Raw genomic sequence first — 12,959 nt, 5'->3', positions numbered from 1 at the left:
ACCCGCCGCCACGAGATGTGAGGACCCGCCCGATGTCGATCAAGGTCATGCTCGTCGACGACCAGGTACTGCTGCGCACCGGCTTCCGGATGGTGCTCGCCGCCCAGCCGGACATGGAGGTCGTCGCCGAGGCCGGCGACGGCGTCGAGGCGCTGGAGGTGCTGCGCGCGACGGCGGTGGACGTGGTCCTCATGGACGTGCGCATGCCGAAGCTGGACGGCGTCGAGGCGACCCGGCGGATCTGCGCGGACCCCAACCCGCCGAAGGTGCTGATCCTGACCACGTTCGACCTCGACGAGTACGCCTTCTCCGGCCTGAAGGCGGGCGCCTCGGGCTTCATGTTGAAGGACGTGCCGCCCGGCGAGCTGCTCACCGCGATCCGCTCGGTGCACAGCGGCGACGCGGTCGTCGCGCCGTCGACCACGCGGCGGCTGCTCGACCGGTTCGCGCCGATGCTGCCCAGCGGCGCCAAGGAGCCGCGGCACAAGCAGCTGGAGCGGCTCACCGAGCGCGAGCGCGAGGTGATGGTCCTCGTCGCCCAAGGCCTGTCGAACGGCGAGATCGCGGCGCACCTGGTGCTCTCCGAGGCCACCGTGAAGACGCACGTCGGCCGCATCCTCACCAAGCTGGACCTGCGCGACCGCGTCCAGGTCGTCGTCCTCGCCTACGAGACGGGGCTGGTCCGCGCAGGCGGCCACGGCTGAACCGCGCGCCCCGCGGCCCGCCCGCGAGAAGCCGCGCGCCCCGCGGCCCGCCCGCGAGAAGCCGCGCGGACCGCGGCACGCCGACAAGCCGCGCTCACCGCGCCACGCCCGCGACGAGCCGCGCTCACGCAGCACGCCGAAAGGCTTCGCTCACCGCGCCACGCCCGCGAAGAGCCGCGCTCACGCAGCACGCCGAAAGGCTTCGCTCACCGCGCCACGTCCGCGAAGAGCCGCGCTCACCGCGCCACGTCCGCGAAGAGCCGCGCTCACGCAGCACGCCGAAAGGCTGCGCTCACCGCGCCACGTCCGCGAAGAGCCGCGCTCACCCCGCCACGCCCGCGAGAAGCCACGCTCACCGCAGCACGCCCTCGATGAAGTCGCCGCCGAGCCGCGAGACCACGCTCAGGTCCAACTGGTGCTGCACATAGCGCCCCTTGCGCCGCGTCGTGATCAGCTCCGCCTTCTTCAGCACCGACAGGTGCCGGGATATCTCCGGCGCCGACATCCCGTGCGCGTCGGCCAGCTCGCTCGTCGTGTACGAACCGCGCGCCAGGTGGCGGCAGAGCCGCATCCGCACCGGGTGGGCCAGCGCCGCCATGCGCCGCGTCAGCTGCTCGACGGAGGGCGGCGCGGTGGGCCCTGGCGACGAGACGGGGTACGTGATCATCGGCTGCCAGCCCGCGCGGTGCAGCACCCACAGATGAGGCCACCCCAGGCTGGTCGGCACCAGGACGAGGTCCCCGTCCGCCACCGACGCGACCCCCTCGGTGATCTTGTCGACGGTCACGGTGCGGCCCGGCGCGTCGAGCGAGACCGCGGCGGAGGCGGCCTGGAGGGCGGCTCCGATGCCCTTGCGGCGGACGAGCTCCGTCTTGTGCCGCGCGTCGGCCGCCAGCTGGTGCTGCACCCGGGACCAGACGTCCGCGAAGAACGCCTCCTCGCAGTCGCGCAGCAGCTCGCGGAACCAGGCCCGGACGGCGGGCGGGTCGTCCAGCAGCCGCTGGGTGAACCGCACCTGGTGCGCCCCGCGCGCCGCCGCCAGGTCGAGCGCGCGCTCACGGGTGCGCGGATCGTCGAGCCGGCTGACGCTGCGGCTCGCGTACGTGGACTGGCAGGTGAACTCCAGCGCCGCGTCCACGAACTGCTCGTCGGAGAGCTTGTCGAGCAGGTCGAGCTCCTCGGCGAGCGTCGCCCCCGGGCGGCCGCGGCGCCCGGCGATCCCGGCCGACGGCGTGAAGACGTCCGAGAACGTCGTCCGCCACAGGAAGTCCGCCTCGCACAGCCGGTCGGCCAGGCACGGGTCCAGGCACGCGGACACGCTCGTCGTCCACCCCTGGAGCCCCGGATGGTGCGCGGGCTCGGCCAGCGCGTGCAGCGCCATGCCCAGCTCCGCCAGGGGCGAGGGCACGACGGCGACGCGCTCGGGCGTCAGGCCGGTGATGTCGATCCGCACGCTCATGACCCCATGGTGCCCGCCGCCACCGACAGCGGGGGCGTCGATTGACGGGAGCCGTCAATCGACGTGACCGGGGCGCGGGGCCCGGAGGAGTGTCCTGGTCATCGGCCCCGGAGCGCGGCGGGGAGCGGACCGTACCGTCCGGGCTCGCCGCGCCGCGGGGGACAGCGCGACAATGATGATGTTGAGCGAGGTGTTCGTCATGACCGTCAACCAGCAGTACGCACTCGACGTCTACCGGGCCGCCCAGCGCGGCGAGTCACCGGGCCCCGCCCCCGGCACGTACGACTGGGCCGCCCTGCGGGAGTTGCGGGACAACCGCCGCTTCGAAGCCGTCGTCGCGGGCCGCCCGGCGCGCGGTCGGACCCGCGCCGCGTTCGCCCGCGGCCTGCATGCGCTGCGCTCGGGGACGCGCCGCCGCACCGCGCGCCACCGGCCCGCGGCGGGGTGCTGAGCCGCCGCTACGCCGGGCCCGGCAGCCGGCCCACGAGGCCCACGAGGTCCGTGAATTCCGCGACGGCCGCGCGGACGTCGCCGGCGCTCCACTCAAGGCCCGCCGCGGTGACCGTGACCTCGGTGACCGACAGGCCCGGCACCGCGCCCGTCGCCCACCAGCGCCCGAACAGCGCCACCCGCGTCTCCTCCGCCTGCGCGACGGCGGCCTCCGAGAGCACCTCGGGCGCGTAGGGCAGCCAGACCCGGAACTGGTGCGTGTGCGGCGGCCGCGGGTGGACCCGCGCCCACGGCACCCCGGCCTCCGCGAAGCCCTCCTGCATCGCTTCCGCCACCACGCGCGCGTGCGCCACGTACTCCGGCAGCCGCGGCAGCTCCCGGTCCAGGCCCGCCAGCGCTGCGATCACCTGCGGGAACTGCTGGAAGACCTGGCCCCCATACCGGTGCCGCCAGGCCCTGGCCTCCTCGACGAACGAGCGGGGGCCGGCGAGCGCCGCGCCGCTGAGCCCGCCGAGCGTCTTGTAGAACGACACATAGACGCTGTCCGCCAGCTCGGCGATCTCGTCGATCGGCCGCCCGAAGTGGTCCGTGCACTCCCACAGCCGTGCCCCGTCGAGGTGCACGACGGCGTCCCGCGCGCGTGCCGCCGCGCACACCTCCGTCAGCTCCTGCCAGGAGGGCAGCACGAAACCGGCGTCCCTGAGCGGTAGTTCGAGCATCAGCGTCCCGAACGGCTCGTCGAGCGCGTCCACCTCGTCGGCCGTGATCTGCCGCGGCTCCTGGGTGGGGTGCACCGTGCGCAGCCCCGAGAGCTGCGCCAGGGCGTCGCGCTCGTGCACCTCCGGGTGGGCCAGCGGGTGCAGGGCGACCGTCGGGCTGCCGGTGCGCCCGGCCCAGCAGCGCAGCGCGACCTGCTGGGCCATCGTGCCGGTGGGGAAGAACGCGGCCGCTTCCTTGCCGAGCAGTGTGGCGACCCGCGCCTCCAGGTCGGCGACGACCCCGTCCCCGTAGATGTCGAGGCCGCCGCCGGGGTCGGTCACCGTCTCCGCGGCGGCCGACAGCTGAGTGAGCCGCTCGCCCAGGGTGCTGTCGCTCGGCAGCCGGGCCAGCGTCCGCCGCGCGCCCCGGCGGGCCGCGATCCGGCGCGCCGCCTGCTGCGCCTCGGGTGCGTCGGACTCGTCGTTCTCGTTCATCCACGGATCATGTCGTACGCGCGTGCGCTTGCCCACAGCCTGTGGACGACCGAGGCCCCCGCGCCCAGATAGCGTTAACATGACGAGAAATCGTCCGGTACCCCGAGCGGACTGGAACGGAAGGCCCTCGCCCCGTGTCACTTCCCTCCCCGAACCCCCGACCCGAGCCGCCCGACCCCAAGGACCGCCCGGCCCGCCTCACCGTGGGCGTCGTCGGCGCCGGCCGCGTGGGGCCCGCGCTCGCCGCGTCGCTCCAGCTGGCCGGGCACCGCCCGGTCGCCGTCTCCGGAGTCTCCGACGCCTCCGTGCGGCGCGCCGCCGCCCTCCTGCCGGACGTGCCGCTGGTGCCGCCCGCCGAGGTCCTCGCCCGCGCCGACCTCGTGCTGCTCACCGTCCCGGACGACGCGCTGCCGGGCCTCGTCGAGGGCTTCGTGGAGACCGGCTCGATCCGCCCCGGACAACTGCTCGCCCACACCTCGGGACGGTACGGCGTCAAGGTCCTCGACCCCGCTCTGCGCGCGGGCGCCCTGCCGCTCGCGCTGCACCCCGCCATGACGTTCACCGGCACCGCCGTCGACGTCCAGCGGCTGGCCGGCTGCTCCTTCGGCGTCACCGCGCCCGAGGAGCTGCGCCTGGCCGCCGAGGCCCTGGTCATCGAGATGGGCGGCGAACCGGAGTGGATCGCCGAGGAGATGCGCCCGCTCTACCACGCGGCCCTCGCCCTCGGCGCGAACCACCTGGTCACCCTGGTCGCCGAGGCCCTGGACCTGCTGCGGGAAGCGGGCGTCGCCGCCCCCGACCGGATGCTGGGCCCGCTGCTCGGCGCCGCCCTGGACAACGCCCTCAGGTCCGGTGACGCGGCCCTGACCGGACCCGTCGCCCGCGGCGACGCCGGCACGGTCGCCGCGCACGTCACGGAGTTGCGCAAGCACGCCCCCGGGACCGTCCCCGGCTACCTCGCGATGGCCCGCGCCACCGCCGACCGCGCCCTCGCGCACGGCCTGCTCAAGCCCGAACTCGCCGAGGACCTGCTGGGCGTCCTCGCGACCGGCGCGGAGGAGACCCGATGAGCCCGACGAGCCCGACGACCCCGACGACCCCGACGAGCCCGAGGAGCCCGAGGAGCACAGCCCTGCTCCACGAAGGCGCCCAACTGCGGGCCCGCACGCGCGAAGGGCGGCGCGTCGTCGTCATGACCATGGGCGCCCTGCACGAAGGCCACGCCACCTTGGTCCGCACCGCCCGCGAGCACGCGGGCCCCGACGGCGAGGTCGTCGTCACCGTCTTCGTGAACCCGCTGCAGTTCGGCGCGGGCGAGGACCTGGACCGCTACCCGCGCACCCTGGACGCCGACATCAAGATCGCCGAACAGGCGGGCGCCGACGCCGTCTTCGCCCCCTCCGTCGACGAGGTCTACCCCGGCGGGCAGCCGCAGGTGCGCATCGCGGCCGGGCCCATGGGCGAGCGGCTGGAAGGCGCCTCGCGCCCCGGCCACTTCGACGGCATGCTCACCGTCGTCGCCAAGCTGCTGCACCTCACGCGCGCGGACGTCGCCCTGTTCGGGCAGAAGGACGCGCAGCAGCTCGCCCTGATCCGCCGCATGGTGCGCGACCTGAACTTCGACGTGGAGATCGTCGCCGTGCCCACCGTCCGCGAGAGCGACGGCCTGGCTCTCTCCTCCCGCAACCGCTACCTGTCGCCCGATGAGCGCCGCAGCGCGCTCGCCCTGTCCCGCGCCCTGTTCGCGGGCCGCGACCGGCACGCCGCCCAGCAGGCCCTGCGCGCCCGGGCCGCCGAGCTCCCCTCCACGCACGCCCGCGCCCTGGCGCTCGGCGCCCTCGGCGAGGCCCGCGCCGCGGCCGACGCCCACGCCGTCGCCACCCCGGGCGGCCCCGCGGCCGTGCGCGCGGCGGCCCGCCAGATCCTGGACGAGGCCGCGCGCCTGCGCCCCCCGGTCGAACTGGACTACCTGGCCCTGGTCGACCCGGCCGACCTCACCGACGTGGGCGACGACTTCGTGGGCGACGCGCTGCTCGCCGTCGCCGCGCGCGTCGGCACCACCCGGCTGATCGACAACCTGCCCCTGACGTTCGGAGCCCACCCGTGAGCGCTTTCGTAGACACCGGCATACGTCTGCACGCCCCCGCCCCCGGCTGGTCCGTCGAGGCCGACGTCGTCATCGTCGGCTCCGGCGTCGCGGGCCTGACCGCGGCCCTGCGCTGCGAGGCCGCGGGCCTGACCACCGTCGTGGTCACCAAGGCCCGCCTCGACGACGGCTCCACCCGCTGGGCGCAGGGCGGCATCGCCGCGGCGCTCGGCGAGGGCGACACCCCCGACCAGCACCTGGACGACACCCTGGTGGCGGGCGTGGGCCTGTGCGACGAGGAGGCCGTGCGCACCCTCGTCACCGAGGGCCCCGGTGCCGTACGCCGCCTCATCGCGACCGGCGCCCACTTCGACGCGGCCGACGACGGCGAGCTGGCCCTCACCCGCGAGGGCGGCCACCACCGGCGCCGCATCGCGCACGCGGGCGGCGACGCGACGGGCGCCGAGGTCTCCCGCGCCCTGGTCGAGGCGGTCCGCGCGCGCGGCATCCGCACCGTGGAGAACGCCCTCGTCCTGGACCTGCTGACGGACGCCGACGGCCGCACGGCCGGGGTCTCCCTGCACGTGATGGGGGAGGGCCAGCACGACGGCGTCGGCGCGGCCCTGGCCCCCGCCGTGGTCCTCGCCACCGGCGGCATGGGCCAGGTCTTCTCGGCGACCACGAACCCGCACGTGTCGACCGGCGACGGCGTCGCCCTCGCCCTGCGCGCCGGAGCCGAGGTCAGCGACCTGGAGTTCGTCCAGTTCCACCCGACGGTGCTCTTCCTGGGCGCGGACGCCGAGGGCCAGCAGCCGCTCGTCTCCGAAGCCGTCCGCGGCGAGGGCGCCCACCTGGTGGACGCGGACGGCGTGCGCTTCATGGTGGGCCAGCACGAGCTGGCCGAACTCGCCCCGCGCGACATCGTCGCCAAGGGCATCACGCGCCGCATGCAGGAGCAGGGCACCGACCACATGTACCTGGACGGACGCCACTTCGGCGCCGCCATGTGGGAGCACCGCTTCCCCACCATCCTCGCCGCCTGCCGCGCGCACGGCATCGACCCGGTCACCGAGCCCGTCCCCATCGCCCCGGCCGCGCACTACGCCTCCGGGGGCGTCCGCACCGACCCGCGGGGCCGCACCACCGTGCCCGGCCTGTACGCGTGCGGCGAGGTCGCCTGCACCGGCGTCCACGGCGCCAACCGGCTCGCCTCGAACTCGCTCCTGGAAGGGCTCGTCTACGCGGAGCGCATCGCGGACGACATCACACGGCAGCACGCCGGGCAGCAGCTCCACGCGCGCGTGCCGGCGCCCCTGCCCCACCCGCGGACCCCGACCCACCCGCTGCTGCCGCCGGAGGCCCGGTTCGCCATCCAGCGGGTGATGACGAAGGGCGCGGGCGTGTTGCGCTCCGCCGACTCGCTCGCCGAGGCCGCCGCGCAGCTGGGCCGCATCCACGCCGAGGCCGTCAACTCGCTGGCCGAGGACGGCAAGACGGCCGAGCCGGGCGTGGACACCTGGGAGGCGACGAACCTGCTGTGCGTGGCCCGCGTCCTGGTCGCCGCGGCCCGCCGCCGCGAGGAGACCCGCGGCTGCCACTGGCGCGAGGACTTCGCCGACCGCGACGACGCGAACTGGCGCCGCCACATCGTCGTGGGCCTCAATCCCGACCGCACTCTGGCCACACACACCACTCAGACCGCAGACTTCCCGGCAACGACCCTTCAGGAGCAGTGACCGACGTGAGCGCCACCCCCGACCTCCCCCTGGCAGCCGTCGACAGCGCCGGCTGCGGTGACGGCTGCGGCTGCGCGCAGGGCGCAGCCGACGACGCCGCGGACGCCATGGAGTGCGGCCTCGACCCGTCGCTCGCCCAGCTCCTGCTGGACGCGGGGCTGCACCCGGTCGAGGTCGAGGACATCGCCCACATGGCGATCGCCGAGGACCTCGACGGCGGCGTCGACGTGACCACGGTCGCCACGATCCCCGAAGAGGCCGTCGCCACCGCCGACTTCACCGCCCGGGAGAACGGGGTGGTGGCCGGTCTGCGGATCGCCGAGGCGATCATCTCCGTCGTGGCCACCGACGAGTTCGAGGTCGAGCGGCACGCCGAGGACGGCGACCTCGTGAGCGCGGGCCAGAAGCTGCTGTCCGTCACCACCCGCACCCGCGACCTGCTCACCGCCGAGCGCAGCGCGCTCAACCTGCTGTGCCGCCTGTCCGGCATCGCCACCGCCACGCGCGCGTGGGCGGACGCGCTGGAGGGCACGAAGGCAAAGGTCCGCGACACCCGCAAGACGACCCCGGGCCTGCGCTCCCTGGAGAAGTACGCGGTCCGCGCGGGCGGCGGCGTCAACCACCGCATGTCCCTCTCGGACGCGGCGCTGGTCAAGGACAACCACGTGGTCGCCGCGGGCGGCGTCGCGCAGGCCTTCCAGGCGGTCCGCGACCGCTTCCCGGGCCTGCCGGTCGAGGTCGAGGTCGACACCGTGCACCAGCTCCGCGACGTCCTGGAGGCGGGCGCCGACCTGATCCTCCTCGACAACTTCACGCCCGAGGAGACCGAGGAGGCCGTGGCGCTCACCGCCGGCCGCGCGCTCCTGGAGTCCTCCGGCCGCCTGACGCTGGAGAACGCGGCGACGTACGCCAGGACCGGCGTCGACTACCTCGCCGTCGGCGCCCTCACCCACTCCTCGCCGATCCTGGACATCGGCCTCGACCTCCGAGGGGCGAGCGCCTGATGCTGCTCACCATCGACGTGGGCAACACCCACACCGTCCTCGGTTTGTTCGACGGCGAGGAGATCGTCGAGCACTGGCGCATCTCCACCGACGCGCGCAGGACCGCCGACGAGCTCGCGGTCCTGCTCCAGGGGCTGATGGGCATGCACCCGCTGCTCGGCGACGAGCTGGGCGACGGCATCGACGGCATCGCCATCTGCTCGACCGTCCCCTCGGTCCTGCACGAACTGCGCGAGGTCACCCGCCGTTACTACGGCGACGTCCCCGCCGTCCTGGTCGAACCCGGCATCAAGACCGGCGTCCCGATCCTCATGGACAACCCCAAGGAGGTCGGCGCCGACCGCATCATCAACGCGGTCGCGGCCGTCGAGCTGTACGGCGGCCCGGCGATCGTCGTGGACTTCGGCACGGCGACGACGTTCGACGCGGTCTCCGCGCGCGGCGAGTACGCGGGCGGCGTCATCGCCCCCGGCATCGAGATCTCCGTGGAGGCGCTCGGCGTCCGCGGCGCGCAGCTCCGCAAGATCGAACTGGCCCGGCCGCGCAGCGTGATCGGCAAGAACACGGTCGAGGCCATGCAGGCGGGCATCGTCTACGGCTTCGCCGGCCAGGTCGACGGCGTCGTGCACCGCATGGCGAAGGAACTGGCCGCGGACCCGGACGACGTAACGGTCATCGCCACCGGCGGCCTCGCGCCGATCATCCTCGGCGAGGCCTCGGTCATCGACGAGCACGAGCCGTGGCTGACCCTGATCGGCCTGCGGCTCGTGTATGAGCGCAACGTCTCGCGACAGTGAGCGGCGCGTCTCGCGTGAGTGACCGGCACGTCTCGCGTGAGTGACTGGCGTGGCGGGCGCGGGACGCGCGTTCCCGAGGACGAGGCACGCCGGAAATTTGCCGGTTAAGACGATTTGTCCGTAATAGGCCGTACCGTCGCTCCATGCCCACGCCCTACGGAAACCGCGGCGGCCTGGCGTTCGGTGCAGAGGAGCTGCGTGTGCTCCGACGCGCCCTCGCCCTCGCCCTCCATCCCGGCCCCGCCTCGGACACGGAAGTCCGGGACTGTCTGCGACTCGCGGAATCGGTCGACGACGCCGCGCGGGAGGGCGCCCGCATGCGGGCCTTCCTCCTCGCCGACCTCGACCGGTACCGGGCCGCGCTGCCCGGCTCCGTCACCGGCTATCTGAGCCTGCTGGAGGACGCGCTGGCCGCCGGGTACACGCCCGGCGCCGACGACCTCGCGGGACTGCGCGCCCTGCGCGCCAACCCCCGCGCGGCGGCCCTGCTCGGCCGCTGCCGGGTCCTGGCCGAGCAGGACGTGCGGGCCCGCCTCGAGACCCGCCACCGGCCGCGCGTCCCGGCCTCCCGCTCCCATCTGCTCGCGCTGCCCGGCGGCCTCGCGGCGGCCGGCCGCCCGCCCGCGCGCCCGGCTCCCGCCACCCCGCCCAAGCCGGTGCCCACCCCGGCCGAGGTCTTCCCGCCCAAGCGGCGACCCGCGCAGCCCCCTGCCCCGCCGCAGCAGTGGGCCGTGGGCTAGCTACTCTGGGAGGCATGGACTACGTCTCCGCGCTCGTGCCCCCCGTCGTGATGGCCGCGTTCTTCATCGGTCTGATCGTGACGATCGTGAAGTCGCAGGGTGGCGACAAGAAGGCCAAGGAGGACGCGGCCGTCGACGCCGCCCTCGCGCGCGCCGAGGCCGCCCGCCAGAGCGGTGCCGTGCAGCGCGAGGCCGGCGCCTGACCGCACCGCGGCCGGCGGCCGGGACCGTACGGAGGGGCGCTCACAGGGCGCCCCTTTTGTCATTGGTTCCGGCCGTTCGCCACGTCCGTCGTTGAATTACCGTCTTCTCCCACTATTGTGCTGTTCGTGCCGCGGCCCTTGGGAGAACTCGAAGACGCAGTGATGACACGGGTGTGGAAGTGGAACCGCCCGGTGACGGTGAGGGAAGTCCTGGAGGATCTCCAGCAGGAGCGGTCGATCGCGTACACGACGGTCATGACCGTATTGGACAACCTTCATCAGAAGGGCTGGGTGCGCCGCGAGGCGGAAGGCCGGGCCTATCGATATGAGGCCGTCTCCACCCGCGCCGCCTACTCGGCCGCACTGATGAACGAGGCGTGGGCCCGCAGCGACAACCCCGCGGCCGCGCTCGTCGCCTTCTTCGGCATGATGTCGTCCCAGCAGCGCGAAGCCCTCCGGGATGCCATGCGCATCGTTCAGCCCGAAGTGCCCGCCGAAGCCCCGCCCGAAGTGGCGCCCGAAGTACCCACCGAAGTGCCCTCGGGCCCCGGGGAAGCCGGCGACGAGCCCGGGCGATAGCGTCCGCACATGCCAGCAGAGCCCCCTGAAGTCTTCCCGCGCTCCGATTCACCCGCTAAAGCGGTCACCGCCGTCACCGTCCGCAGGGCCAGGACCGCCGATGTGCCCGCGGTTCGCCGACTGCTCGACGCGTACAGCCGCCAGGGGATCCTGCTCGACAAAGCGACCGTGACGCTTTACGAGGACATCCAGGAGTTCTGGGTCGCGGAACGGGACGACAACGCCGAGGTCGTCGGCTGCGGCGCCCTGCACGTCATGTGGGAGGACCTGGCGGAGGTCCGCACACTCGCGGTGAACCCACAGGTCAAGGGCGCAGGCGTGGGCCACCAGCTGCTGGACAAGCTGCTCGGGACCGCCCGCTGGCTCGGTGTTCGCCGGGTTTTCTGCCTCACCTTCGAAGTCGAGTTCTTCGTCAAGCACGGCTTCGTGGAGATCGGCGAGACGCCCGTCGATACGGTCGACACCGATGTCTACAGCGAGCTGCTCCGTTCCTATGACGAGGGCGTCGCGGAGTTCCTCGGTCTCGAACGAGTGAAACCGAACACCTTGGGCAACAGCCGGATGCTTCTGCATCTGTGATCGCCGGGCCGGTATTCCGGCAACGGTCGGTCAGCGGTTCCCTATGTCCGAAACGCGCATGTTTTCGGCCCGGCCGGGCAGCGTACAACTCCGAGATCTCTACCGATCTCAGCCAGGGGTTTGTGTTTTTCCGGCAAAAGCGGTTTGCTTTCCGACGTACTGCAGTACTGCATATAACAAGGGGACGGCGAAACAGCGGCCGCGGTCGCGGGAGGCCGGCCTTCAGTTATCGATGAAAGGAAATCCCGGTGGCACAGAAGGTTCAGGTCCTTCTTGTCGATGACCTCGACGGCGGCGAGGCGGACGAGACCGTGACGTTCGCGCTCGACGGCAAGACGTACGAGATCGACCTCACCACCGCCAATGCGGACAAGCTGCGCGGTCTGCTCGACGCGTACGTGAAGGGCGGCCGGCGCACCGGCGGCCGTGCCGCGAGCGGCCGGGGCAAGGCGCGCGCCGCGTCCGGCGGCAACCAGGACACCGCGCAGATCCGCGCCTGGGCCAAGGAGAACGGCCACGAGGTCAACGACCGCGGCCGTGTCCCCCAGGCGATCCGCGAGGCCTACGAGAAGGCCAACGGCTGACGCCTCGGCGCCGCCGACGCGCGGCGCAGCCGGGCCCGGTGGCAGTGCGTCGCGGCCGTGTCCACGAGTCGTACGAGATCGGGGGCGCCCCCACCGCCCCCCACGGCCGACCAGGTCGCGACGGCCGTCAGGCTGGTCAGGGCCGGCAGCACCGGCTCCAGCTCGTGCCCGGGCTCGGGGGGCCGCACCCAGGTCGCGGCCTCCCGCGGACCGGTCCACCCCGGTGGCGTGGGCGCGTCGATGAACCCGTCCGCCCCGATGGCGACGAGGTCCAGCGGCAGCGCGCCCCACTCCAGCCAGTCGAGCAGACCGGGCAGCTCGTCGGCGCCGCCCGCCGCGACCAGCAGCTGCATCGTCTCGCCCCGCACGGCCACCGGCGAGCGGGGATCGCACCGGTGCAGCATCGCGAAGCCCGCGTCGGCGGGCAGCTCCAGCACGTCGAACCGCTCGCCCGTGCGCAGCCGCGCACCCCGGGGGCCGGGCTCCACGGCCCAGCCCAGCTCGGTCTCGTACCACTGCCGGACGAGAGCGGAGCCGCAGGCGGCCGCTTCGAGCGGGCGCCGGGGCGTCGGGACGGCGGAGCCGGGGACGGACGAAGAGGCGACCATGCCAGGAGCAACCCCGAAAAGCGCCGCGGGGTTACGTGCTGTGCCCGGACGGACGCGCTGAGTTCCGGCCGAAACGGCGCGCGGAGGCACGCGGCGGCGCAATGGTGTTCGCCCGTAGCGGAGGGAACCGGCGCGCGCCGCATGGACTGTCGGTGAGTGCGGGTAAGACATCCCTAGTGGGAGGGGCGACACGCGTGCGCCGGGCATCTCGCGTTCGCCATCGGCGTAGTGATGGCG

15 protein-coding genes are annotated in these 12,959 nt (G+C 73.8%); 12 read left to right on the top strand and 3 right to left on the bottom strand.

Translation table 11 applies throughout. The features are described from left to right. The first annotated feature begins 32 nt into the window (after positions 1-32). Positions 33-704 (top strand): response regulator, encoded by a 672-nt coding sequence (locus ACIBW6_RS27190; RefSeq protein WP_399064042.1) that lies wholly within the window; start codon positions 33-35, stop codon positions 702-704. Positions 705-1,056: 352 nt separating this feature from the next. Here the strand turns inward: ACIBW6_RS27190 and ACIBW6_RS27185 are convergent, their stop codons facing one another. Beyond that, positions 1,057-2,163, bottom strand: coding sequence for a DUF5937 family protein (locus ACIBW6_RS27185; protein WP_399064040.1), 1,107 nt, complete (start codon positions 2,161-2,163; stop codon positions 1,057-1,059). A gap of 199 nt (positions 2,164-2,362) precedes the next feature. Between ACIBW6_RS27185 and ACIBW6_RS27180 the strand changes: the two genes are divergently transcribed. Beyond that, entirely contained in the window at positions 2,363-2,614 is a 252-nt protein-coding gene (locus ACIBW6_RS27180) for a hypothetical protein (RefSeq protein ID WP_399064038.1), read from the top strand. Between the two features lie 7 nt (positions 2,615-2,621). Here ACIBW6_RS27180 and ACIBW6_RS27175 read toward each other — a convergent pair whose 3' ends face one another. Next, entirely contained in the window at positions 2,622-3,806 is a 1,185-nt protein-coding gene (locus tag ACIBW6_RS27175; RefSeq protein WP_399064036.1) for a threonine aldolase family protein, read from the bottom strand. Between the two features lie 134 nt (positions 3,807-3,940). Here ACIBW6_RS27175 and ACIBW6_RS27170 point away from each other — a divergent pair, with 134 nt between their 5' ends. The 10 genes from ACIBW6_RS27170 (at position 3,941) to ACIBW6_RS27125 (ending at position 12,114) form a co-directional block, all read left to right on the top strand. Continuing rightward, on the top strand, positions 3,941-4,876 hold the full coding sequence (locus tag ACIBW6_RS27170) for a Rossmann-like and DUF2520 domain-containing protein (protein ID WP_399064035.1): 936 nt from the start codon (positions 3,941-3,943) through the stop codon (positions 4,874-4,876). Next, positions 4,873-5,913 carry a pantoate--beta-alanine ligase gene (gene panC, locus ACIBW6_RS27165; protein ID WP_399064033.1) on the top strand — a complete coding sequence of 347 codons (1,041 nt, stop codon included), beginning with the start codon at positions 4,873-4,875 and terminating at the stop codon, positions 5,911-5,913. The genes ACIBW6_RS27170 and panC overlap by 4 nt, the downstream gene beginning before the upstream one ends. Beyond that, on the top strand, positions 5,910-7,628 hold the full coding sequence (locus ACIBW6_RS27160; RefSeq protein WP_399064031.1) for an L-aspartate oxidase: 1,719 nt from the start codon (positions 5,910-5,912) through the stop codon (positions 7,626-7,628). The genes panC and ACIBW6_RS27160 overlap by 4 nt, the downstream gene beginning before the upstream one ends. Continuing rightward, positions 7,625-8,632 (top strand): carboxylating nicotinate-nucleotide diphosphorylase, encoded by a 1,008-nt coding sequence (nadC, locus tag ACIBW6_RS27155; RefSeq protein ID WP_399064029.1) that lies wholly within the window; start codon positions 7,625-7,627, stop codon positions 8,630-8,632. The genes ACIBW6_RS27160 and nadC overlap by 4 nt, the downstream gene beginning before the upstream one ends. Continuing rightward, on the top strand, positions 8,632-9,429 hold the full coding sequence (locus ACIBW6_RS27150) for a type III pantothenate kinase (protein ID WP_399064027.1): 798 nt from the start codon (positions 8,632-8,634) through the stop codon (positions 9,427-9,429). Before nadC ends, ACIBW6_RS27150 begins: the two co-directional genes overlap by 1 nt. A gap of 143 nt (positions 9,430-9,572) precedes the next feature. Beyond that, positions 9,573-10,169, top strand: coding sequence for a hypothetical protein (locus ACIBW6_RS27145; RefSeq protein ID WP_399064025.1), 597 nt, complete (start codon positions 9,573-9,575; stop codon positions 10,167-10,169). Positions 10,170-10,183: 14 nt separating this feature from the next. Then, positions 10,184-10,372: a hypothetical protein gene (locus ACIBW6_RS27140; protein WP_399064023.1), complete on the top strand. Its 189-nt coding sequence runs from the start codon at positions 10,184-10,186 to the stop codon at positions 10,370-10,372. Positions 10,373-10,498: 126 nt separating this feature from the next. Next, complete coding sequence (locus tag ACIBW6_RS27135; RefSeq protein WP_399064242.1) at positions 10,499-10,951, top strand: BlaI/MecI/CopY family transcriptional regulator; 453 nt, start codon at positions 10,499-10,501, stop codon at positions 10,949-10,951. A 9-nt stretch (positions 10,952-10,960) separates the two neighbouring features. Continuing rightward, the gene (locus tag ACIBW6_RS27130; protein WP_399064021.1) at positions 10,961-11,530 is read left to right on the top strand and encodes an amino-acid N-acetyltransferase; all 570 of its coding nucleotides are present in this window, start codon (positions 10,961-10,963) and stop codon (positions 11,528-11,530) included. A 248-nt stretch (positions 11,531-11,778) separates the two neighbouring features. Continuing rightward, entirely contained in the window at positions 11,779-12,114 is a 336-nt protein-coding gene (locus tag ACIBW6_RS27125; protein ID WP_399064019.1) for an Lsr2 family protein, read from the top strand. Here the strand turns inward: ACIBW6_RS27125 and ACIBW6_RS27120 are convergent. Further along, entirely contained in the window at positions 12,093-12,722 is a 630-nt protein-coding gene (locus ACIBW6_RS27120; RefSeq protein ID WP_399064017.1) for an SCO3374 family protein, read from the bottom strand. The genes ACIBW6_RS27125 and ACIBW6_RS27120 overlap by 22 nt on opposite strands. Positions 12,723-12,959 lie beyond the last annotated feature (237 nt).

This window comes from Streptomyces sp. NPDC049813 (genome assembly GCF_044465085.1).
GTDB lineage: Bacteria > Actinomycetota > Actinomycetes > Streptomycetales > Streptomycetaceae > Streptomyces.
Note: the sequence above shows the minus strand (reverse complement) of the source record. Positions and strands in the feature narration are given on the sequence as shown.

Excerpts from the sequence above, each read along its gene's own strand:
- ACIBW6_RS27120 (WP_399064017.1), bottom strand. The coding sequence starts at position 12,722 with ATGGTCGCCTCTTCGTCCGTCCCCGGCTCCGCCGTCCCGACGCCCCGG.
- ACIBW6_RS27190 (WP_399064042.1), top strand. The coding sequence starts at position 33 with ATGTCGATCAAGGTCATGCTCGTCGACGACCAGGTACTGCTGCGCACC.
- ACIBW6_RS27180 (WP_399064038.1), top strand. The coding sequence starts at position 2,363 with ATGACCGTCAACCAGCAGTACGCACTCGACGTCTACCGGGCCGCCCAG.
- ACIBW6_RS27185 (WP_399064040.1), bottom strand. The coding sequence starts at position 2,163 with ATGAGCGTGCGGATCGACATCACCGGCCTGACGCCCGAGCGCGTCGCC.
- ACIBW6_RS27130 (WP_399064021.1), top strand. The coding sequence starts at position 10,961 with ATGCCAGCAGAGCCCCCTGAAGTCTTCCCGCGCTCCGATTCACCCGCT.
- ACIBW6_RS27140 (WP_399064023.1), top strand. The coding sequence starts at position 10,184 with ATGGACTACGTCTCCGCGCTCGTGCCCCCCGTCGTGATGGCCGCGTTC.
- ACIBW6_RS27145 (WP_399064025.1), top strand. The coding sequence starts at position 9,573 with ATGCCCACGCCCTACGGAAACCGCGGCGGCCTGGCGTTCGGTGCAGAG.
- panC (WP_399064033.1), top strand. The coding sequence starts at position 4,873 with ATGAGCCCGACGAGCCCGACGACCCCGACGACCCCGACGAGCCCGAGG.
- ACIBW6_RS27150 (WP_399064027.1), top strand. The coding sequence starts at position 8,632 with ATGCTGCTCACCATCGACGTGGGCAACACCCACACCGTCCTCGGTTTG.
- ACIBW6_RS27175 (WP_399064036.1), bottom strand. The coding sequence starts at position 3,806 with ATGAACGAGAACGACGAGTCCGACGCACCCGAGGCGCAGCAGGCGGCG.